This window comes from Citrobacter sp. Cb031 (assembly GCF_030336725.1).
Taxonomy (GTDB): Bacteria; Pseudomonadota; Gammaproteobacteria; order Enterobacterales; family Enterobacteriaceae; genus Citrobacter; species Citrobacter braakii.
Genome location: NZ_JAOWDA010000026.1, coordinates 81,853 through 102,936 on the forward strand (window position 1 = coordinate 81,853; position 21,084 = coordinate 102,936).

Sequence of the window (21,084 nt, forward strand, 5' to 3'; positions counted from 1 at the left end):
CCCATAACATAATAAAAAAATGATTACGGGTGATATTTAAGGTTGTATAAACGGGGGCACGATGACACAAGTGCAATAGTCTTAAAATGGCGTTACAGGCAGGAAACCCTGCCAGAATTGGCAGGGGTTTTGAACATACTGGTAAAGAATTAATGGCCGATCATTTTTGCTTTCGGGATCAGTTGGAAATACAGGTGATCCGGCACCGGCTTATCCCAGACATTGGCATATACCGCATAACCAATGGTGGCAAACAGAATCCCCAGCACCAGTATTGTCATGGCAATACCCGACAGTGCCGTTTGTCGCCATAACGCTTTACCGCTGCCTTTTGCACCCGGCGGTGTCTGCAGGGAAAAGCTCAGCGTTGAAGCCACCGGACAGGATTCAACACAGGTCATGCAGCCAGTGCATTCCACAGTACGCACCTGAATCAGTCTGTCTACCGGGATTTTCGATGGGCAATTTTTCGCGCATTTCCCGCAATCAATGCAACTGTCGGCGTTGCGGCGGATTTTAAACGGCGAGAACAGCGAGAACAGACCAAGCAGTGCGCCGTAAGGACACAGATAACGACACCAGGCGTTGCGAATAAACAGGCTCAGGAGGCTGATAACCACCACGGAGATGAGCGTGGCGGAGCCAATATGGCGAAAGAAATCGAGCATCTTCACATCGATGATGATTCCATAGGCTGACGTCAGAAAATACTGAATCCCTTGGGCGGGCATCGACAGGGCGATATACAAGAAAAACCCCAGCAGCAGATACTTCAGGCTGAGCAGCGGGATATCCAGCCAGCGCGGCAGCGTAAAGTTACGACCGAATAATTTTCTCCCCAGATTACCGAGCAGTTCGGAAAGCGTCCCCACCGGGCATAACCATGAACAGAAAGCTTTTTTTAACAACAGGCTAATCAGGATAAACGCAACTAACAGCAGCATAGAGGCGGCATGGATGGGCGGAAGAAAACCGGTCTCTAGCGTATAGCGGAAATTCATCAAACCCGCTATCGGCAGCCATCCCTCAATACCGCCGGGCCTTGGAATATAAACGCTGGTGCCGGCGGTTTCGAAATAGCGGACCCAATACCAGAACGCCACGCCAATATAAATATTGATAGCCAGCAGGAGAAACTGGGTGGCTTTTCGCCAGCTGCTGGCGTTGCGCCAGTCATTCCACGGCAGTTTGCCCCCAGTCGTGCCTGGGCGGCGCTGCCAGCGCGTTCTCATCTTCCCGTTCATGGTTTTATAGTATCCCTCATATTTCCCCTTCTGCATTCAGAAGGCGTCATCACCGGGATATGCTAGCGCTATTCAGATTTGGTGTATTTGATTTGCATCTTATTACGCGGCTGTTATTTTCTTCATGCCAATATGCCTGAAAAATAATAACAGCCCGATATTTATCACAGGTCAGATAAATACCCTGAACGGGGTATTTATTTCTCTGCAGGGCAACGGTTATTCCTGATAAACCTCAACGCGGTCGCGGCCATTACTTTTCGCCAGATAAAGTGCGCGATCGGCTTTATCAACCAACTGTTTATAGTCGGGATGATAGTCATATTCGGCAATACCAATACTGACGGTAATAGAAAACGTTTCTGTCGCTGAGGCTGCCATGCGCATCTCGGCAATTTTCATACGCAGCGTTTCCAGAATAATACTGGCCTGTGTTTCATCTGACTCGACGAGCAGAATCATAAATTCTTCGCCACCGTAGCGGAACACGTAATCGCTGCTGCGGATATGATCGTAAATGACCGCTGCGACGTTTTTGAGCGTCAGATCGCCAGTATTATGCCCGAAGTTATCGTTAATTTGCTTGAAGTAGTCGATATCCAGCATCGCCAGGGTAAAAGGCTTACGCGTATGTAACGCTAGCGAGATCTCGCGCCGCATGATGGTCGGAATAAAGCGGCGATTAAGCAACTGGGTCAGCGAATCTTTACCATTTTCCTGCTTAACCAGCGCGTCGAACATTGAGGCGAGCAGGAAATGGATTTTTGCCGATAACTGGCGTACATCCTGCAATAAGCTCATCCGCTCGGGTTCTGTCGGCTGATGCTGATGCGACAGGGTTGTTGTCAGACGACTGTCGATCTCTGCAATCAGTGATTCCATCTTATTCAGCAGATTGCTGTTGCCGAGGATATGTTTTCCCTTATGTGATAACCACATACCGAAGTCAGAATTCGCCAGAAACACCATCTCACCGAAAGGCATTCCGGTGGCGATGTTATAAATAAACTGGTTTTCCCAGTCGGTAAACGAACGGATTTGCCGCTCGCGCTCGACGTTAACGTCATCGTAAATAGTCTGTAGACGGTACTGCTCCTGCGTGTGCATAGAGTTTTGAAAACTGGGGGAATAGGAGACCGTCATGGCCTCCAGCGCAGTATCCATTGCCAGACTGCTGAAACAGATAGCATCGCTCAGCAAGGCGGGAGTGGAATCCGCCTTTGTTTTTAACACCCTGTACAGCTCATCTTTCAGCTTGCGCGCGCCGCGGTTAACCAGATCGATGGGCAGGCCGATACGGGCATGCACCACACCAATTTTGCGCTGTTTGGCCAGCAGTTGTGAGAGATCTTCGTGGGCGCTGCCAAGTACGCTGCGCAGCCAGTCAAACATGCTGCCGCTGAGGCGGGTACTGACCTGTTCTGTATTGAGGAACAATGCGCTCTCCGCATGGGAGAGCATATAGTCATAAAAAACGGTTACTAAATGGCGGATCTCTTCATCGCTTAACGATGTCAGGAGCGTGTGAACTTCAGGCGATGTTTGACGTAACAGCGCCTGCCATTCTGTAAGGAGTAATGTGTCGTTTACCGGTTCAACCTGTTCCATCTTACTGCCACTCAACGTGCGATTAAAAATTCAGGCGGTATTACGGACAATTACCTCACGATGGTCAAGTTAAACTCTCTTATCGATGGCTAATACCTTCATAAATAAGCCTGAGCGCGAAGACACCAATAATGGCGCCGATCACCCGGCTGGCAACCCGTTGGATTCGGCCATACGCACGGCGCACGGCGGGCAACGAAAACGCCTGGCTGAGAAAAATACGCCAGATAACGGAAGACAACACAATGCCGGCCCAGGCCATCAACCTGGCCCACGTTGGCGTGTCTGCGCTTAAGGTGACCGAGAAGATACTAATAAAAAACAGCACGGTTTGCGGATTAGATAAATCCGTTAATAACCCACGGCGGAAAAACACATACCAGGGGGCGGAAAGCGGCTGCTGTAGCGTTGGCATTTGCGGTGTCGCCTGATGCCGGATGCTGTTCCAGGCGAACCACAGCAGATAGGCGCCGCCGACAATCTTAATCAACGAAAAAATCTCTTCACACTGAGTGATAAGCGTCGCCATGCCAAAGAGCCCGAGGCCGGAGTAGAACGCATCGCCTAAGGCGACGCCCAGACCGGTTATCACGCCCGCGCGTCGCCCTGACGCCAGGCTGGTTTGCACCACCACAAACAGGTTCGCGCCGGGGTTAAAAAAAGTTAAAACAAACAGGCTGACGGTGAGTACGACGGCGTGCAGAGGTTCCATAGACAACAATTCCTCAGATTCTCATAAAGTTAACACTATAATTTCAGTGCGCTGCCTGTTCTGAGGATCAACTCACACTGGCTATTGAAACTTTGAACAGGTTGACGCGCTGCTACCCGGTGACCGGTTTTTTCTGCGCCGCAAAATCTCTATATATTCCTGCTGAATGTGGATTTTTTATCCAGGCTGGACTAGTTATTAATCATCCTTGAATCGCGTTATGTAATGTTCAGGGATCGATGATGGCGTAATAACAAAACCTGGAGCTGGTCTATGAAAACTGGAATTAAAGTACTTATTGGTGCATTAGCTTTTGTCGTGACCAACGCATATGCCGCGGAATTTATGACAAAACTTGAATTTGAAAAGGTTGAGTCGCAGTACACAAAAATCGGTGATATCTCAACGAGTAATGAAGTTTCTGTCTCAGACGCTAAAGAAGAGCTGCTGAAGAAAGCAGAAGAGAAAGGGGCCGATGTGGTGGTATTAACCTCCGGTCAAACGGATAATAAAATCCATGGCACAGCCAATATCTACAAGAAAAAATAATACGCTACTGTAAAAATCACGATACCCGCCGGTCATTGTATCGGCGGGTTTTCTTTTAATCTGCGCCAGAAGGTGGTTCGGCTTACCCCGAGATATCGTGCAGCCGCGGTTTTATCGCCATTGAATTGCGCCAGCACCTGCTGCGGCGTGAGCGATGAGGATACCTGCGGCGCGTCAGCAGCAACGGCCAGTTCCGGTAACAGCTGCTGCAGGAATTGTACGTTCAGCTCCGGCTGCGGCTCGACGCTTAAAAACAGCGCCAGGCGCTCCATCATATTACGCAGTTCACGGATATTCCCAGGCCAGCCATAATTCAGTAACGTCGGTTGACTCAGACCCAGCCCCTTGCGCACAGGTTCAGAAAACGGCACCTCCAGTTCCGCCAGCGACTGTTTTAAAAAGCCTTCCGCCAGCGGCAGGATATCGGGCAATCGCTCGCGTAGCGGCGGTAGCGTGAGGCGCAAAATACTCAGGCGATAAAACAGATCGGTGCGAAATTCTCCCTGTTTTATCTCCTGCTCCAGATGACAGTGGGTGGCGCTAATCACCCGGACATCGACCGGAATCGGCTGATGTCCACCGACCCGGGTGACCTCTTTTTCTTCCAGTACGCGCAGCAGTCGGGTTTGTAACGGCAGCGACATTTCGCCTATCTCATCAAGAAACAGCGTTCCTCCGTGGGCGATTTCAAACAGGCCCGCGCGTCCTCCCCGACGGGAGCCGGTAAAGGCGCCATCCTCATAGCCGAACAGCTCCGCCTCCAGTAATGATTCGGTGATTGCCCCGCAGTTGACAGCAACAAACGGCGGCGAAGGTTTACCGCGCCGGTTCTCCTGACGGGTGAAAAATTCACGATGAATTGCCTGCGCCGCCAGCTCTTTGCCCGTGCCGGTTTCGCCCTGAATCAGCACCGGCGCACGCGAACGGGCATAAAGCATAATGGTGTGCCGCACCTGTTCCATCTGTGCCGAGTGACCGCGCATATCCCCCAGCGCATAGCGGGTGCGCAGCGTATCGCCGGAAACGTACGGACCGTTTCTGCGCAGCGTCAGACGAGTCATATCGAGCGCATCGACAAAGGCCTGGCGCACGGTGGCCGCCGAATAGATAAAGATGCCGGTCATGCCTGCTTCTTCAGCCAGGTCGGTAATCAACCCCGCGCCCACGACCGCCTGCGTGCCGCTGGCTTTCAGCTCGTTGATTTGCCCACGGGCATCTTCTTCCGTGATATAGCTGCGCTGTTCAAGCTGCAAATTGAAGGTTTTTTGAAAAGCGAGCAGCGCGGGGAGGGTTTCCTGATAGGTAATGACGCCAATCGACGAGGTGAGCTTTCCCGCTTTGGCCAGCGCCTGTAGCACGTCAAACCCGCTGGGTTTAATCAGGATCACCGGAATAGATAAACGGCTTTTCAGATACGCCCCGTTGGAACCCGCGGCAATGATGGCATCACAACGCTCGGTGGCTAACTTCTTGCGGATATACGTCACCGCTTTTTCAAAACCAAGCTGAATAGGGGTGATGGTTGCCAGGTGGTCGAACTCCAGGCTGATGTCGCGAAACAGTTCGAACAGGCGCGTGACCGAAACGGTCCAGATAACCGGTTTGTCGTCATTCACCCGCGGCGGAAGATGCGTATCAGCCATAACCATCCTAAAAAGTAAGGCACCGAGTATTAGGGTTTAGTTGTGTTTCATGAATGTTGCAATGAAACGTGAAGGAACGTTTCATGAAACGATAGCTGACACGCTTTTGTGCAACAAAGATACAAAAATTTAATTTAATATATTGTTTTTAAAGGTAAATATATAAAATAATTAAAAATTAAGGTCTTTGGCATACCCCTTGCTTTAAATAAATCAACGAATGATAACAAGTTGATAACAAAGGACGGGATATGTCTCTACACTCCCCAGGGCAGGCGTTTCGCGCCGCGCTCAGCAAAGAAAACCCATTACAAATCGTTGGCACCATCAACGCCAACCACGCTCTGCTGGCCCAACGCGCCGGATATCAGGCGATTTATCTCTCCGGCGGCGGCGTCGCGGCTGGGTCTCTGGGTCTGCCGGATCTCGGTATTTCTACCCTTGATGATGTGCTAACCGATATTCGCCGCATTACTGATGTTTGCCCGCTGCCATTGCTGGTGGATGCGGATATCGGTTTTGGATCGTCAGCCTTCAACGTGGCGCGGACCGTGAAGTCGATTTCCAAAGCCGGTGCCGCCGCGCTGCATATTGAAGATCAGATCGGCGCCAAACGCTGCGGTCATCGCCCGAACAAGGCGATCGTCTCGAAAGAAGAGATGGTCGACAGGATCCGCGCCGCCGTGGATGCGCGTACCGATCCCAACTTTGTGATCATGGCGCGGACCGATGCATTGGCGGTGGAAGGGTTAGAGGCCGCCATCGATCGTGCCCAGGCGTACGTCGAAGCAGGCGCGGATATGTTGTTCCCGGAAGCCATTACCGAGCTTGCCATGTACCGTCAGTTTGCCGATGCGGTACAGGTGCCGATCCTCGCCAACATTACCGAATTTGGCGCTACGCCACTGTTCACCACTGATGAACTGCGCAGCGCGAACGTCGCGATGGCGCTGTATCCACTGTCGGCCTTCCGCGCCATGAACCGCGCTGCGGAAAAGGTTTACAACGTGCTGCGCCAGGAAGGAACGCAAAAGAGCGTTGTCGACATTATGCAGACGCGCAACGAGCTGTACGAAAGCATCAATTACTACCAGTTCGAAGAGAAACTCGACGCGTTGTATACCAAGAAGTAACCGTCGTAGGCCGGATAAGGCGTAGTCGCCATCCGGCAATAAATTTGTACCCTACATATTATAAAAATGACGAGGACAACATGAGCGACACAACGATCCTGCAAAATAGTACCCATGTCATTAAACCTAAAAAATCGGTTGCGCTGTCAGGCGTCGCAGCCGGAAATACCGCGCTGTGTACCGTTGGCAAAAGCGGTAACGACCTGCACTATCGCGGCTACGATATTCTCGACCTGGCGCAGCAGTGCGAATTTGAAGAAGTCGCGCACCTGCTGATCCACGGGAAATTGCCCACCCGTGATGAGCTCACCGCCTATAAAATCAAATTAAAAGCGCTGCGCGGACTGCCCGCAAACGTGCGTACCGTCCTGGAAGCGCTGCCTGCTGCCTCGCACCCGATGGACGTGATGCGCACCGGCGTCTCCGCGCTGGGCTGTACGTTGCCGGAAAAAGAAGGGCATACCGTCTCCGGCGCACGCGATATTGCCGACAAGCTGCTGGCATCGCTCAGTTCTATTCTCCTGTACTGGTATCACTACAGCCATAACGGCGAGCGTATTCAGCCGGAAACTGACGATGATTCCATTGGCGGCCACTTCCTGCATCTGCTGCATGGCGAAAAGCCGTCGCGAAGCTGGGAAAAAGCGATGCATATTTCGCTGGTGCTGTATGCCGAACACGAATTCAACGCCTCCACCTTCACCAGCCGCGTGATTGCAGGGACCGGATCCGATATGTATTCCGCGATTATCGGCGCGATTGGCGCATTGCGTGGTCCGAAACACGGCGGGGCGAATGAAGTATCGCTGGAGATCCAACAGCGCTACGAAACGCCAGACGAAGCGGAAGCGGATATCCGTAAACGCGTTGAAAACAAAGAAGTGGTGATTGGCTTTGGTCATCCGGTTTACACCATCGCCGACCCCCGTCATCAGGTGATAAAGCGCGTGGCGAAACAGCTTTCTCAGGAAGGCGGTTCGCTGAAAATGTACAACATCGCCGACCGTCTGGAAGACGTGATGTGGGAAACGAAAAAGATGTTCCCCAACCTCGACTGGTTCTCGGCTGTCTCCTACAACATGATGGGCGTCCCGACTGAAATGTTCACACCGCTGTTTGTCATCGCCCGCGTCACCGGCTGGGCGGCGCACATCATTGAACAGCGCCAGGACAACAAAATTATCCGTCCTTCCGCCAATTACACCGGCCCGGAAGATCGTGTCTTTGTCGCGATAGATCAGCGTTGCTAATGCAAAACCTCTAAATATAAAAACAGGAACCCTTGTTATGTCTGCACATATTTCGAACGTCCGCCCGGAATTTGACCGTGAAATCGTTGATATTGTTGATTACGTCATGAATTACGAGATCACTTCGACGGTAGCGTATGACACCGCGCATTATTGCCTGCTTGATACCTTAGGCTGCGGCCTGGAAGCGCTGGAATATCCGGCCTGTAAAAAACTGCTGGGGCCGGTAGTCCCAGGGACTGTGGTGCCGAACGGCGTGCGCGTTCCGGGCACCCAGTTCCAGCTCGATCCGGTGCAGGCGGCGTTTAACATCGGCGCGATGATCCGCTGGCTGGACTTTAACGACACCTGGCTGGCCGCGGAATGGGGTCATCCTTCCGATAACCTCGGCGGCATTCTGGCCACGGCTGACTGGCTGTCACGCAATGCGGTAGCGGTGGGGAAAGCGCCGTTAACCATGAAAAAAGTGCTCACCGGAATGATTAAAGCCCATGAAATTCAGGGCTGCATCGCGCTGGAAAACTCTTTTAACCGCGTCGGTCTCGATCACGTCCTGCTGGTCAAAGTGGCCTCGACGGCGGTGGTCGCCGAGATGCTTGGCCTGAACCGGGATGAAATCCTCAACGCCGTGTCGCTGGCGTGGGTTGACGGGCAGTCGCTGCGTACCTATCGCCATGCGCCAAATACCGGCACGCGTAAATCCTGGGCAGCTGGCGATGCAACTTCGCGCGCGGTACGTCTGGCACTGATGGCGAAAACCGGTGAGATGGGGTATCCGTCTGCGCTGACGGCGAAAACCTGGGGCTTTTATGACGTCTCTTTCAAAGGCGAATCGTTCCGCTTCCAGCGCCCGTACGGCTCTTATGTGATGGAAAACGTGCTGTTTAAAATCTCCTTCCCGGCCGAGTTCCACTCGCAGACTGCGGTAGAGGCGGCGATGACGCTGTACGAGCAGCTACAGGCTGCAGGGAAAACGGCAGCGGATATCGAAAAAGTGACCATTCGTACGCACGAAGCCTGTATCCGCATCATCGATAAAAAAGGCCCGCTGAATAACCCGGCGGATCGCGATCACTGCATCCAGTATATGGTCGCCATTCCGCTGCTGTTCGGGCGCTTAACCGCGGCAGATTATGAAGACGGCGTGGCGCAGGACAAACGCATTGATGCCCTGCGCGAGAAGATCAACTGCTTTGAAGATCCGGCCTTTACAGCCGATTACCACGATCCTGAAAAACGCGCCATCGCGAATGCCATCACCCTGGAATTCACCGACGGCTCACGTTTTGAAGAAGTGGTGGTGGAGTACCCAATCGGCCATGCGCGCCGTCGTAACGACGGGATGCCGAAGCTGGTCGAGAAGTTCAAAATCAACCTGGCGCGTCAGTTCCCGACCCGTCAGCAGCAGCGCATTCTGGATGTCTCCCTGGACAGAACTCGCCTGGAGCAGATGCCGGTCAATGAGTATATGGATTTGTTTGTTATCTGAAACCCGACTCATCAGGCGTAAGTTCAACAGGAGAGCATTATGTCTTATAGCGAGTTTTATCAACGTTCTATTGCGCAGCCGGAGTCGTTCTGGGCCGAGCAGGCCCAGCGTATTGACTGGCAGCAGCCGTATACGCAGGTACTGGACCACAGCAATCCGCCGTTTGCCCGCTGGTTTTGCGGCGGGACGACCAATCTGTGCCATAACGCCATCGACCGCTGGCTGGAGAAACAGCCCGAGGCGCTGGCGCTGATTGCGGTGTCATCAGAAACCGAAGAAGAACGCACGTTTACCTTTCGTCAGCTGTATGACGAAGTGAATGTTGTGGCAGCGATGCTGTTGTCGCTCGGCGTACAGCGCGGGGATCGGGTACTGGTTTATATGCCGATGATCGCCGAAGCGCACATTACGCTGCTGGCCTGCGCACGCATTGGGGCGATCCATTCGGTGGTGTTCGGTGGTTTCGCTTCGCACAGCGTGGCGGCGCGCATCGACGACGCCCTACCAGTGGTTATCGTTTCGGCGGATGCCGGGGCGCGCGGCGGCAAGACCCTGCCTTATAAAAAGCTACTCGATGATGCGATCGATCAGGCTCAGCATCAGCCGCGTCATGTGGTGCTGGTCGACCGCGGTCTGGCGAAAATGGCGCGGGTGGAGGGGCGTGACCTCAACTTTGCCGCGCTACGCCAACAGCATCTCGGCGCACGGGTGCCGGTTGTCTGGCTGGAGTCGAACGAAACGTCCTGCATTCTCTACACCTCCGGGACAACCGGTAAACCGAAAGGCGTCCAGCGCGACGTTGGTGGCTATGCGGTCGCGCTGGCGACCTCGATGGACACCATTTTCGGCGGCAAAGCGGGCGGCGTGTTCTTCTGCGCGTCGGATATCGGCTGGGTGGTTGGGCATTCCTATATCGTGTATGCCCCGCTGCTGGCGGGGATGGCGACGGTGGTTTACGAAGGGCTGCCAACGTATCCGGACTGCGGCGTATGGTGGAAAATTGTTGAGAAGTATCAGGTCAGCCGGATGTTCTCGGCCCCGACCGCCATCCGCGTGCTGAAAAAATTCCCGACCGCGCAAATCCGCAATCACGATCTCTCCTCGCTGGAGGTGCTGTATCTGGCGGGTGAGCCGCTGGACGAACCGACCGCCAGTTGGGTAACGGAAACGCTGGGCGTACCGGTTATCGACAACTATTGGCAGACTGAATCCGGCTGGCCGATTATGGCTATCGCCCGCGGGCTGGACGACCGACCGTCGCGGCTGGGCAGCCCTGGCGTGCCGATGTACGGCTATAACGTGCAGTTGCTCAATGAGGTGACCGGTGAACCTTGTGCGGCGAACGAGAAGGGGATGCTGGTGATTGAAGGGCCGCTGCCGCCGGGCTGTATTCAGACTATCTGGGGGGATGACGCGCGGTTTGTGAATACCTATTGGTCACTGTTTTCCCGCCAGGTGTACGCCACCTTTGACTGGGGCATTCGCGATGCCGATGGCTATTACTTCATTCTGGGCCGTACGGATGACGTGATCAACGTGGCCGGACACCGGCTGGGGACGCGCGAGATAGAGGAGAGTATTTCCAGCTATCCAAACGTCGCCGAAGTGGCGGTAGTTGGCGTGAAGGATGCGCTGAAAGGGCAGGTGGCGGTCGCGTTTGTTATTCCAAAACAGAGCGACAGTCTGGAAGACAGCGACATTGCCCATTCGGAAGAGAAGGCGATTATGGCGCTGGTGGATAGTCAAATTGGTAATTTTGGTCGTCCGGCGCACGTCTGGTTTGTGTCGCAACTGCCGAAAACACGCTCCGGCAAAATGCTCAGACGGACGATTCAGGCGATCTGCGAAGGCCGCGATCCTGGCGATCTGACGACCATTGACGATCCCGCATCGTTGCAGCAAATCCGTCAGGCGATCGAGGAGTAACGTCGTGTGATGCCCGGTGGCGCAATGCTTACCGGGCCTACGTTCTAATCAACTTTCTTATACGGCCCGTGATAGTAATCAAATGGCGCATAAACCGTATCGGCCACGAACGATAACGGCACATCAACAAATAACAGCGCTAAATCGAAATAGTTATAATCGTAAGCGCCCGGGTTTTTTAGTTTATCAATATCATGGCGCATACCCACGTAATACGTATCTGAATCCTCGCCTGCCGTGCGCGCATCAATGCTGCCACATCCTGTAAGTAATACGCTGATAAAGAGCGTTGTTACCGCAACCGTCTTTTTGCTCATGCTATGACCTGGCTTCTCGCCCCGTTTTACCATAACGATAAAAAAGCGGCGTGTTGTCCTCGGAACTTAAACCACCAGGTCAGGACTCATCGTGTGAGGATGGCACATCGAAGGCCGGATAAACCACGTGAGTGGTGTATCCGGCAAAGAGGCTTTTACAGCGTGACGCTTTCGCGACGACGCAGCAGAGAAAACGGCCCCGGTCCACTTAGGGTAAATACGGAAATCAACGTGAAGCTTAGCGCAATTATCCCCAGCACCAGATACGCCCCCTGGAAACCAATACTCTCATACATTTTTCCGGCCAGAACTGACATGAAAATCATTGCTAACTGTTTGAAGAAACAGAAGCACACCAGGTAAATTGTGGCCGAGAAGCGCACTTCAAACTGACTGGTGATGTATTTGAAGCAACCGACGATCAGGAACGGTATTTCAAACATATGCAGCGTTTTGAGAATGACGACCTCCAGCGCAGAGGTGGCGAAGGAGGAGCCGATGATCCGCACCGACATTATCGTACCGGCCAGCAGTAGGGCGTTCTTTCCGCCAATGCGGTTCACAATCAGCGGCGCAAAGAACATGATAGAGGCATTAAGTAATTCCCCCATGGTCGTGACGTAGCCAAACACACGGGTACCCTGTTCGCCGGTGGCAAAGAACGAGGTAAAGAAGTTGGCGAACTGCTGGTCAAACACATCATACGTACAGGAAACGCCGACCACGTACAGGGAGAGGAACCAGAGTTTCGGTTGTTTAAATAACTCCAGCGCCAGCTTCAGACTGAATGCTGAGTTGTTGGCGCCTACCGCATCCGCAACTTTTGCAGAAGAAGGGACATCTGTTTTTGAAAAGAGCAGCAGCAATGCCAGAATGACCGCACAGCCTGAACCTAACCAGAAGACAAACTGGTTATTGATGGTGAACATAATCCCGGCAATCGAGGCACACAGCGCCCAGCCTACGCAGCCAAACATGCGCGCGCGACCAAATTCAAAATTGCTTCGGCGGCTGGCTTTTTCAATATAGGCTTCAATCGCTGGGGCGCCGGCATTGTAGATAAAGCCAAGGTAAATCCCGCCGACAATCGAACCCAGTAAAATATTAACCTGTAATAACGGGCCAAAGACGTAAATAAAGAACGGGGCAAACATTACCAGCATTCCGGTAATTACCCACAGCAGGTGTTTACGCAGGCCAAGCTTATCGGAAAGCAGTCCGAAAACAGGCTGGAATAATAATGAAAATAGTGAAATACAGGCGAAAATGATCCCGGTGTCACCTTTACTGATATGGTTTACATCGTGTAACCAGATAGGGAAGAAGGGGAAATAGGCACCCATAATGAAAAAGTAAAAGAAAAAGAAGAAGCCGAACATCCAAAAGTTAGTGTTTTTCAAATAATACATAATGGACTTCCTTACGATGAATGCGGGCAGGGGGGAACCTGCCCGATTATTATTATTTTTGACCCCAGACCAGCTGGTAGTGGTAGCGTCCGGCACTCAGCAGGAACTCTGGTGAAACGGAAGGACTCCAGGAGTCGTCACCGCCCACGCCCATATGGAAGCCATCAATATTGACCCAGGTACCTGCCTCCGGTTGCAGCAGATGGCGGTGGCTGGTTTCCATCAGTTGCTTCTGGCTAAAACGGCTGATGTTGAACAGGAAGTCCCCTCGCCATTGATGCGCGCCGTAGCGTAGCTCACGCGTGTTGCAGCGCAGACCGTTTTCGCCAGGGAAAACATACGGGGTGTACATCTCATCAAGCGACAAATCCCAACGATCAAAACAGGCGGCGCTCAGGCGATCCGGGTAGTTCTCATGTGGGCCGAGACCTAACCAGTTCACGCGCTCAGCGATCTGCGCCAGCTGGCAGCTCAGGCCGATGCGGGCCGGATGTGGTGTGCCGCTGGCGACGTCGACATCCACCGTTATCTGCATTTCACCATTGCCGTTAATGCGATAGCTTTTTCGGCTGACGAACAGCGTTTCGCCCTGATACTGCCACGCATGTTCGGTGGCGATCAGTACCGCATTGCTCAGCGTGTCGGCAGCACAGTGCAGTAACGTTGCTTCGACCAGATAATGACCGGCGGCTTTCCAGCGTTCGACCCAGGCGTTAGGGTCGATGCGGGTTGACTCGCTCACGCCGATGTCGTTGTCCAGCGGCGCGCGGGTGAACTGGTCAGTAAGCGGGGTTAACAGCTGGGCTGCGTCGCCAATCCAGTACTGTGTCAGCAGGCCAGACTGACGGTCGAATTGCCAGCGCTTGTCGTTGATCTCAACAGTAAAGGTGTTTTCGCTCACGTTCAGCAGTGGTGCGGTACGGGCAATTGGCCGTGGCGCCAGGCTGAGTTTCTCTTCCAGCTTCCATTGCTGCCAGGCGCTAATGTGCCCGGCATCTGACCATGCGGTGGCCTGAGGTTGCTCTACGCGTACCGTTAGCCATAGCTGGCCGGCGGTTTCCGGCAGCGGGACATCTGGCAGGGTAATCACCTGGCGACTCTGTGGGGCGATATCCAACACGATTTCTCCGGCGGCCAGCGGGTTGCCATCCTGGGCAATCGACCAGTGCAGAACTTCGTTATCGCTGTGGCGGAACAGATATTCGCTGGTTACTTCAATCTGGCGTTTGGGTCCCGGCAGCAGCGTAAACTGGAAAAACTGCTGCACATGTTTGGCCTCGTATAATGCCGGATGCGGGGTGCGATCGGCGAACACCAGGCCGTTCATGCAAAACTGACGATCGTTAGGCGTGTCGCCAAAATCACCACCGTAGGCAGACCATGCCTTGCCGTTCTCATCATATTTAATCAGCGACTGATCTACCCAGTCCCAGACAAACCCGCCCTGTAGGCGCGGAAATTGACGGAACGCTTGCCAGTATTTGGCGAAGCCGCCAAAACTGTTGCCCATGGCGTGGGCGTATTCGCAGAGGATCAGCGGACGCTGTTCGCCGGGCATCGACAGCCACTTTTTAATCGACCATTTGGGTACCGCGGGGAAGGGCTGATCCTGATCGACGCGGGCGTACATCGGGCAAATAATGTCGGTCGCCGTGGTATTTGCGCCGCCGCCTTCATACTGTACCGGGCGGGACGGATCTTCTGATTTTATCCAGCGGTAGAGCGCGTCATGGTTGGCGCCATGCCCGGATTCATTGCCCAGTGACCAGATGATGATGCTCGGGTGGTTGCGATCGCGTTGCACCATGCGCGTGACGCGCTGGCTCATGGCTGGCAGCCATGCGGGATCGTCGGTGAGGCGATTCATCGGCACCATGCCGTGGGTTTCAATGTTGGCTTCGTCGACCACATACAGGCCGTAGCGATCGCACAGGGTGTACCACAATGGATGGTTCGGGTAATGGGAGCAGCGCACGGCGTTAAAGTTATTCTGCTTCATCAGCAGAATATCCTGCACCATCGTCGCCTCGTCCATCACCTGACCGTTGACCGGATGGTGCTCATGACGGTTGGTGCCGCGAATCAACAGCGGCTTACCGTTGAGTAACAGCAGGCCGTTTTCAATACGAACCTGACGAAAGCCGACATCACAGGCTTCCGCTTCAATCAGCACTCCGTCAGCGGTACGTAACTGGACCACAGCGCGGTACAGATTAGGCGTTTCGGCACTCCACAGCGCCGGGTTTTCGACGTTCAGACGCAGGGTAACCCGATCATGATAAGCGCCGCGTTCATCAATAATTTCGCTGCCGAGCGGGGAAGTCGTTTCGTGAGTGAGCGTTTCACCGTCCCACAATTGCAGGGTGACGCGTAAATCTTCGCACTCGTTGCCCGCCACTCTGACTTCTGTTTCCAGCGTGGCGCGGCTGAAATCGTCGTTAAAACGGGTGTTAATGCGCAGGTCGCGGATTTGCGTAGTGGGCTTATGCAGCAAAGATACATCGCGAAAGATCCCGCTCATGCGCCACATGTCCTGGTCTTCCAGATAACTGCCGTCGCTCCAGCGCAGCACCATCACTGCCAGGCGGTTTTCTCCTGGCAGCAGATAATCGCTAAGATCGAATTCAGACGGCAGGCGGCTGTCCTGACCGTAGCCAACCCAGCGACCATTGCACCACAAATGAAACGCGGAATTCACCCCGTCAAAAATAATGCGCGTCTGACCTTCATCTAACCACGCGTCTTCGATATTAAATGTGAGCGAGTAACATCCTGTCGGATTCTGCGCTGGAACGTACGGGGGGTTAACCGGGATCGGGTAGGTTACGTTGGTATAAATTGGCGCGTCGTAACCGTCCATCTGCCAGTTAGAGGGGACGTTGACAGTATCAGCCTGTGGCAGATCGCTTGTCAGCCAGCTTTCCGGCACGGCCTTAGGCGCGGAAAACCAGGCGAACTGCCACTTGCCATTCAGCGAGCGTAACTGAGTTGATCGCTGATTGGTGCGCGCATCATCCGCTGAGCGCCAGCTACAAAACGGCGGGTGCGCCTCCAGGCGGTTGAGCTGCGTGACGCCGGGATTTTCCCAGTCACGGCGGGCCAGTACAGCGGAGAGTGAATCTGTGTTCAGGTTCATAACGGTATCCTGTTTGAATTTGTTATTCGCTCACAATTTCAATCAAAATACGAATAAGCGATCCCAACTGTAAAGGACGGGGCGCTCAATGAGTGAACTGACTCACACAATTGTTATGCGTTCACAATTTGGGTGTGAGCTGCGAAACTTGCCGCGCTAGCTGGATCAGTGAGTCGGCCAGCACCTGGGGTGAGAGGGTTTGCGTATCGGGAGGCAGAACCGTATTGCGCTTAACCAGGGTTACGGGCAGCAGTTGGTTGCCCACGCTTGAGGTCCCGCGGGGAAGTTGCAGCAGTCTGTCGACGCTGGTTTCACCCAGTAACGGAAAATCCTGCCTGATGGTGGTCAGTGGTGGGATGTAGCAGGCGCTGTCTTCGGTGTCATCGTAGCCGATCACCGAGATATCAACCGCCACCCGCAGACCGAACTCACTGATTGCCCGCATCGCGCCCAGCGCCATTTGATCGTTAGCGACCAGCATGGCGGTGGGGAGATTACCATTATTAAGCATATGCAGCGTTTGCTGAAAACCTGACATCGCGCTCCAGTCGCCTTCCAGCTCCGCGGTGGGTTGCAGCTGGTAGTGTGCCAGATATTTATGCCACCCCGCATGGCGAAGCCTTGCCGAAACCGAAGTGTGTGGCCCGCTCAGCAGGGCGATACGCTGATGCCCATGCTGCACCAGATGTTCAACGCCGAGACGTGCGCCGTCGTCATGGGAGAAAATCACGCTGTTAATTGGCGTCTGATCTGAGACATCGAGAAACAGCACCGGCACCGTACCGCAGGCGGCAGCCACGGCAATGGCGTCTTCTTCATCCAGCGGGTAGTTGATGATAAGCCCGGTTACGCGTTGAGAAAGCAGGTTGTGGACTGCGGCTTTACATGCCTCAACGCCGCTACGTTCGACCATGGCGATCACCACGCTGGCCCCGGACTGGTCGGCGCGGGATTTTATGGCGGCAACGATTTGCGAGGGGGCGTGCAGGGCAAGGTTCGCCGTCACGACGCCAATCAGCGGCGTCTGTTTGCCCGCCAGCTGCTGTGCGACACGGTTGGGGATGTAATTGAGCTCCGCCATCGCGGCCTCAACTTTCTGTCGGGTTTTTGCGGAAACGTGGCTGGCCTGATTCACGACGCGCGAGACGGTCTGGTAAGAGACTCCTGCATGGTCTGCCACATCGTATAGCGTTACCGGTTTCACGTTTATCACCCCTGTCATGACGTTATCTGCGCGCTATGATGCCACAGCGGGACGGTTTTGGGGTATTTGCGCATTGGTTCTGCGAGGCGCATTCCAGGGTTGCGGATCGTGTGCTGGAGGATTTATCGTCGTGATGCTTAACAGCATAAAAAAGTGAGGACATCGTGAGCGACTCTGCGGCAAACAACATTCTGTCCATCTACCAACGTCATGCGGAGGCCTTTGCCAGCCAGCGTTCACGCGCACTGTTCGAGAAAAGCTGGCTGGATAAGTTCATCACCGTGATGGGCGGACAGGGCAGCATTGTGGATATTGGCTGCGGCAACGGTCAGCCGATTGCTGGTTATTTTATTCAGCAAGGCTTTCAGCTTACGGGAATTGATGGTTCTGCGGCGATGCTGGCGCGGGCCCGGCACACTTTTCCCGCACAGCGCTGGCTGGAGCAGGATATGCGCGAGCTGGGACTTAACGAGACTTTCGATGGTCTGATCGCCTGGGACAGCTTTTTCCATTTAACTCAGCAGGATCAGCAAAAGATGTTCCCGATTTTTGACCGACTCAGCCGTCCCGGCAGCGCGCTGATGTTTACCAGCGGGACGGAAAACGGTATCGCGATGGGGCAATTTGAGGGCGAACCGCTGTTTCACGCCAGCCTCGCGCCGGATGAATACCGCGCATTGCTGTCAGCGCACGGTTTTGTGGTGGTAGAGATGGTGATGGAAGATCCGCACTGCGCCGGGCATACCATCTGGCTGGCGCAAAAACGTGGCTAAATTCTAAACGTTAAGCGTTCCCTTCTCCTGATATTATTCTGCAGTGGCTGTTTTAACATTCCGGAACTTCAGTTCAAGGATTTTATTTATTGTTTGATCCAGTTCTGAACCTTTTATTGGAGAGCATATTTCAGCATACTCTTTTACGTATTTTTGGCATGTGTTGACGACTTCTGGTTGTGGGAGGAAATATGCGGCGACTGAGACAGGGGAAAAAATTGCTGAATAGAAAGTAATGTAGAGTCCCTTCGACAAATATTCAACATCCTTGATACGCTCGGTTCCACAAGCAGAGGGGATTCTTTTTATAACAGTGTCGTACCTGTCACGAAAGTGCTCGTTAATGGTAGGGCAGGTTTCAGGGGATGAGCTGTTAAATACCGCTAGATCTATTTGCGCAGAGTAATCCTTCCCATCTGTTTTGGTGAGATCTATTAAAACAAAAGGCATAATTGTTAAAATAAGGGAGGTGGTTGCTAAAAAATACTGATATGGGCTGTATTCGTCGGAACGAAATTTACACAGGGTATAAATCGACAAGAATAAACCCAGGGTTGCAATAAAACCATTGAGTATTGCCAGAATAAGGAAGAAAAGAACGATCGCGGAAGGTTTAATTATGCTGGTATTCATTTCTAATTATTCCATGTTTTTTAACGCTATTACTTTACGACAATTAAGTTAAGCGATAATAGTACAATTTCCAGGTATTGCGGATTCCGCTTATTTAGTGCCGGGGAGGTGTGTCTGTTAGCACGATGCGAGTGGCGTCATCGTAGCGTATTGTCCAGATCGTTAATGTGGGTAAATGGGCGGTTTGCGATGGGATTAGGTCAACAGAGTAAGAATAATTTAACTTAAGAGCATAAGAAATCCTAAAATGCAATTGGAATGAAGTGAAATAGCACTTAATGTCTTTACTTTTGTTTACATTTTGTGCTTTTTTACAAGGATCGGCTGTGCTTTACAGTCAAGTTCGCTTTCGTACTTTTATGGGGGGGGGGGTGAAGTTCAGGGATGAAAGAAAGTTGGCAATATTAATTGGGATGTTAATTTTGCCGTTCACAACTGTTTCTGCGGCGCCACTCTCTCCTGCGGATCGGAATACCATTCAGCAGCAACAGCAGCAGCGACTTAATGAAAACCAGCGCCAGCGTGAAGAGCTGGAGCGTAGCGTTACGCTACCCGAAATCGTAACGCCGAAAACGCCAGCCCAGACTGAAGGGCCGTGTTTTATGATTTCGCGTATTGATATTGACGGCGCAACGAAGTTGTCCGCCGCTGCCTCGGCAAAGCTTACCGCGCCATGGGTGAATCAATGCCTGAATATTCCCCGCCTTACGGAACTGACAAATGCAATTTCCGACTGGTATATCAGTCGAGGCTACATCACCAGTCGTGCCTTTTTAACCGAACAGGATCTCTCATCCGGGGTGCTGCACATTGCGGTGCTTGAGGGTAAATTGCAGCAAATACGTCTGGAAGGCGTCCCATCGCGCACTCTGCTGATGACCTTTCCCGGAATGGAAGGAAAAATTCTCAATCTGCGTGACATTGAACAGGGGATGGAGCAGTTGAACCGGGTTCGCCAGACGCCGGTGGAAATTGAAATTTTGCCGGGCAGTCAGCAGGGGTTCTCAATAGTTAACCTCACCGCCACGCCTGAATTTCCACTCAATGGCTCAGTTAGTTTTGATAACAGTGGACAAAAGAGCACCGGAACCGGACAGCTCAGTGGTGCGCTATTTTTCAATAATATGCTCGGCCTGGCGGATAAATGGTTTATTAGCGGCGGACGCAGTAGCGATTTTTCCAGCAGCAAAGATGCGCAGAACTTTGCGGCCGGCGTGAGTATTCCTTACGGCTACGGACTGCTTGATTACAACTACAGCTGGAGTAACTACCTCAGCACGATTGATAACAATGGTTATGCCTGGCGTTCCACCGGAGATAGCGAAACCCATCGTCTGAACGGATCCTGGGTTTTGTTTCGCAATGGTGATGTCAAAACCGCTGCATCGCTGGGTTTGACGCATCGAATTAACCGTAACAAATTGAATGATATCCTGCTGGAAACCAGTAGTCGCAAGCTTTCCAGCGTTTCGCTGGGCATCAACCATACGCAAAAAATTGCTTCCGGCGTTGCGACGTTTAACCCTTCATTCACCCAGGGCGTGCCATGGTTTGGCGCAGAGGATGACAACGATAAACAGGGTGATGTGCCAAGGGCGGAATTTCGCAAATGGAGCGTCAGCGGTAGTTTCCAGCGCCCGTTGGCAGAGAAACTGTGGTGGCTAAGCAGCGTGTATTTTCAATGGTCTCCAGACCGACTCTATGGAAGTGAACGCCTGACGCTGGGCGGAGAAACCTCCGTTCGCGGTTTTAAAGAACAGTACATTTCTGGAGATAACGGCGGCTACTGGCGCAATGAAGTGAATTATTCGCTATTTACGCTGCCGGTGCTGGGACAGATTGGCGCGATAGCGGCATTCGACGGCGGCTGGCTGAAACAGGATAACGTTGATAGCTATGCCTCCGGCACGTTGTGGGGGGCTGCGCTGGGATTAACCAGTTCAGGGCGCTGGTTTTCCAGTCAGTTTACCGTAGGAACGCCAGTTAACTATCCGGACTGGCTGGCGCCGGATCATCTCAATGTGTATTACCGCGTTGCGGTGGCATTTTAAGGAATAA

General features: G+C 53.1%; 16 protein-coding genes. 7 read left to right on the forward strand and 9 right to left on the reverse strand.

What is annotated here, in order from left to right:
* Positions 1–149 precede the first annotated feature (149 nt).
* The 3 genes from OGV93_RS11735 to OGV93_RS11745 all read right to left on the reverse strand — a co-directional run bounded on the left by OGV93_RS11735 (position 150) and on the right by OGV93_RS11745 (position 3,564).
* Positions 150–1,244: a 4Fe-4S binding protein gene (locus OGV93_RS11735; RefSeq protein WP_287109591.1), complete on the reverse strand. Its 1,095-nt coding sequence runs from the start codon at positions 1,242–1,244 to the stop codon at positions 150–152.
* Between the two features lie 219 nt (positions 1,245–1,463).
* On the reverse strand, positions 1,464–2,852 hold the full coding sequence (locus OGV93_RS11740; protein WP_016151942.1) for a diguanylate cyclase: 1,389 nt from the start codon (positions 2,850–2,852) through the stop codon (positions 1,464–1,466).
* Between the two features lie 79 nt (positions 2,853–2,931).
* The gene (locus OGV93_RS11745) at positions 2,932–3,564 is read right to left on the reverse strand and encodes a LysE family transporter (protein ID WP_016151943.1); all 633 of its coding nucleotides are present in this window, start codon (positions 3,562–3,564) and stop codon (positions 2,932–2,934) included.
* A 273-nt stretch (positions 3,565–3,837) separates the two neighbouring features.
* On the opposite strand from OGV93_RS11745, the gene yahO reads away from it, so the two are divergent.
* Positions 3,838–4,113, forward strand: a complete 276-nt coding sequence (gene yahO, locus OGV93_RS11750) for a DUF1471 family periplasmic protein YahO (protein ID WP_016151944.1) — start codon at positions 3,838–3,840, stop codon at positions 4,111–4,113.
* A 32-nt stretch (positions 4,114–4,145) separates the two neighbouring features.
* Here yahO and prpR read toward each other — a convergent pair whose 3' ends face one another.
* Positions 4,146–5,756 carry a propionate catabolism operon regulatory protein PrpR gene (gene prpR, locus OGV93_RS11755; protein WP_287109592.1) on the reverse strand — a complete coding sequence of 537 codons (1,611 nt, stop codon included), beginning with the start codon at positions 5,754–5,756 and terminating at the stop codon, positions 4,146–4,148.
* Positions 5,757–6,007: 251 nt separating this feature from the next.
* Here prpR and prpB point away from each other — a divergent pair, with 251 nt between their 5' ends.
* The 4 genes from prpB to prpE all read left to right on the forward strand — a co-directional run bounded on the left by prpB (position 6,008) and on the right by prpE (position 11,554).
* On the forward strand, positions 6,008–6,889 hold the full coding sequence (gene prpB / locus OGV93_RS11760; protein WP_046275625.1) for a methylisocitrate lyase: 882 nt from the start codon (positions 6,008–6,010) through the stop codon (positions 6,887–6,889).
* An 80-nt stretch (positions 6,890–6,969) separates the two neighbouring features.
* Positions 6,970–8,139, forward strand: coding sequence for a bifunctional 2-methylcitrate synthase/citrate synthase (prpC, locus tag OGV93_RS11765; protein WP_047497899.1), 1,170 nt, complete (start codon positions 6,970–6,972; stop codon positions 8,137–8,139).
* Between the two features lie 37 nt (positions 8,140–8,176).
* Positions 8,177–9,628, forward strand: a complete 1,452-nt coding sequence (locus OGV93_RS11770) for a bifunctional 2-methylcitrate dehydratase/aconitate hydratase (protein WP_016155798.1) — start codon at positions 8,177–8,179, stop codon at positions 9,626–9,628.
* A gap of 39 nt (positions 9,629–9,667) precedes the next feature.
* Entirely contained in the window at positions 9,668–11,554 is a 1,887-nt protein-coding gene (gene prpE, locus OGV93_RS11775) for a propionate--CoA ligase (protein ID WP_200083787.1), read from the forward strand.
* A 44-nt stretch (positions 11,555–11,598) separates the two neighbouring features.
* Here prpE and OGV93_RS11780 read toward each other — a convergent pair whose 3' ends face one another.
* From OGV93_RS11780 to OGV93_RS11795, 4 genes are all read right to left on the reverse strand, one after another.
* Positions 11,599–11,871, reverse strand: coding sequence for a YceK/YidQ family lipoprotein (locus tag OGV93_RS11780; RefSeq protein ID WP_016151950.1), 273 nt, complete (start codon positions 11,869–11,871; stop codon positions 11,599–11,601).
* Positions 11,872–12,026: 155 nt separating this feature from the next.
* Positions 12,027–13,280, reverse strand: a complete 1,254-nt coding sequence (locus tag OGV93_RS11785; RefSeq protein WP_046275623.1) for an MFS transporter — start codon at positions 13,278–13,280, stop codon at positions 12,027–12,029.
* 52 nt (positions 13,281–13,332) lie between these two features.
* Positions 13,333–16,416: a beta-galactosidase gene (locus OGV93_RS11790; RefSeq protein ID WP_287109593.1), complete on the reverse strand. Its 3,084-nt coding sequence runs from the start codon at positions 16,414–16,416 to the stop codon at positions 13,333–13,335.
* Between the two features lie 121 nt (positions 16,417–16,537).
* Complete coding sequence (locus OGV93_RS11795) at positions 16,538–17,620, reverse strand: LacI family DNA-binding transcriptional regulator (RefSeq protein ID WP_287109606.1); 1,083 nt, start codon at positions 17,618–17,620, stop codon at positions 16,538–16,540.
* A gap of 164 nt (positions 17,621–17,784) precedes the next feature.
* Here OGV93_RS11795 and OGV93_RS11800 point away from each other — a divergent pair, with 164 nt between their 5' ends.
* On the forward strand, positions 17,785–18,393 hold the full coding sequence (locus OGV93_RS11800) for a class I SAM-dependent DNA methyltransferase (RefSeq protein ID WP_101700588.1): 609 nt from the start codon (positions 17,785–17,787) through the stop codon (positions 18,391–18,393).
* Between the two features lie 33 nt (positions 18,394–18,426).
* On the opposite strand, the gene OGV93_RS11805 is transcribed toward OGV93_RS11800, so the two are convergent.
* Positions 18,427–19,026, reverse strand: a complete 600-nt coding sequence (locus OGV93_RS11805; RefSeq protein WP_287109594.1) for a hypothetical protein — start codon at positions 19,024–19,026, stop codon at positions 18,427–18,429.
* A gap of 413 nt (positions 19,027–19,439) precedes the next feature.
* Between OGV93_RS11805 and OGV93_RS11810 the strand changes: the two genes are divergently transcribed.
* Positions 19,440–21,077: a ShlB/FhaC/HecB family hemolysin secretion/activation protein gene (locus OGV93_RS11810; RefSeq protein ID WP_225836947.1), complete on the forward strand. Its 1,638-nt coding sequence runs from the start codon at positions 19,440–19,442 to the stop codon at positions 21,075–21,077.
* Positions 21,078–21,084 lie beyond the last annotated feature (7 nt).

What these genes read in the sequence shown, in the direction of transcription:
- OGV93_RS11735 (WP_287109591.1), bottom strand. Translation starts at nt 1,244, where the DNA reads ATGAACGGGAAGATGAGAACGCGCTGGCAGCGCCGCCCAGGCACGACT.
- OGV93_RS11740 (WP_016151942.1), bottom strand. Translation starts at nt 2,852, where the DNA reads ATGGAACAGGTTGAACCGGTAAACGACACATTACTCCTTACAGAATGG.
- OGV93_RS11745 (WP_016151943.1), bottom strand. Translation starts at nt 3,564, where the DNA reads ATGGAACCTCTGCACGCCGTCGTACTCACCGTCAGCCTGTTTGTTTTA.
- yahO (WP_016151944.1), top strand. Translation starts at nt 3,838, where the DNA reads ATGAAAACTGGAATTAAAGTACTTATTGGTGCATTAGCTTTTGTCGTG.
- prpR (WP_287109592.1), bottom strand. Translation starts at nt 5,756, where the DNA reads ATGGCTGATACGCATCTTCCGCCGCGGGTGAATGACGACAAACCGGTT.
- prpB (WP_046275625.1), top strand. Translation starts at nt 6,008, where the DNA reads ATGTCTCTACACTCCCCAGGGCAGGCGTTTCGCGCCGCGCTCAGCAAA.
- prpC (WP_047497899.1), top strand. Translation starts at nt 6,970, where the DNA reads ATGAGCGACACAACGATCCTGCAAAATAGTACCCATGTCATTAAACCT.
- OGV93_RS11770 (WP_016155798.1), top strand. Translation starts at nt 8,177, where the DNA reads ATGTCTGCACATATTTCGAACGTCCGCCCGGAATTTGACCGTGAAATC.
- prpE (WP_200083787.1), top strand. Translation starts at nt 9,668, where the DNA reads ATGTCTTATAGCGAGTTTTATCAACGTTCTATTGCGCAGCCGGAGTCG.
- OGV93_RS11780 (WP_016151950.1), bottom strand. Translation starts at nt 11,871, where the DNA reads ATGAGCAAAAAGACGGTTGCGGTAACAACGCTCTTTATCAGCGTATTA.
- OGV93_RS11785 (WP_046275623.1), bottom strand. Translation starts at nt 13,280, where the DNA reads ATGTATTATTTGAAAAACACTAACTTTTGGATGTTCGGCTTCTTCTTT.
- OGV93_RS11790 (WP_287109593.1), bottom strand. Translation starts at nt 16,416, where the DNA reads ATGAACCTGAACACAGATTCACTCTCCGCTGTACTGGCCCGCCGTGAC.
- OGV93_RS11805 (WP_287109594.1), bottom strand. Translation starts at nt 19,026, where the DNA reads ATGAATACCAGCATAATTAAACCTTCCGCGATCGTTCTTTTCTTCCTT.
- OGV93_RS11810 (WP_225836947.1), top strand. Translation starts at nt 19,440, where the DNA reads ATGTTAATTTTGCCGTTCACAACTGTTTCTGCGGCGCCACTCTCTCCT.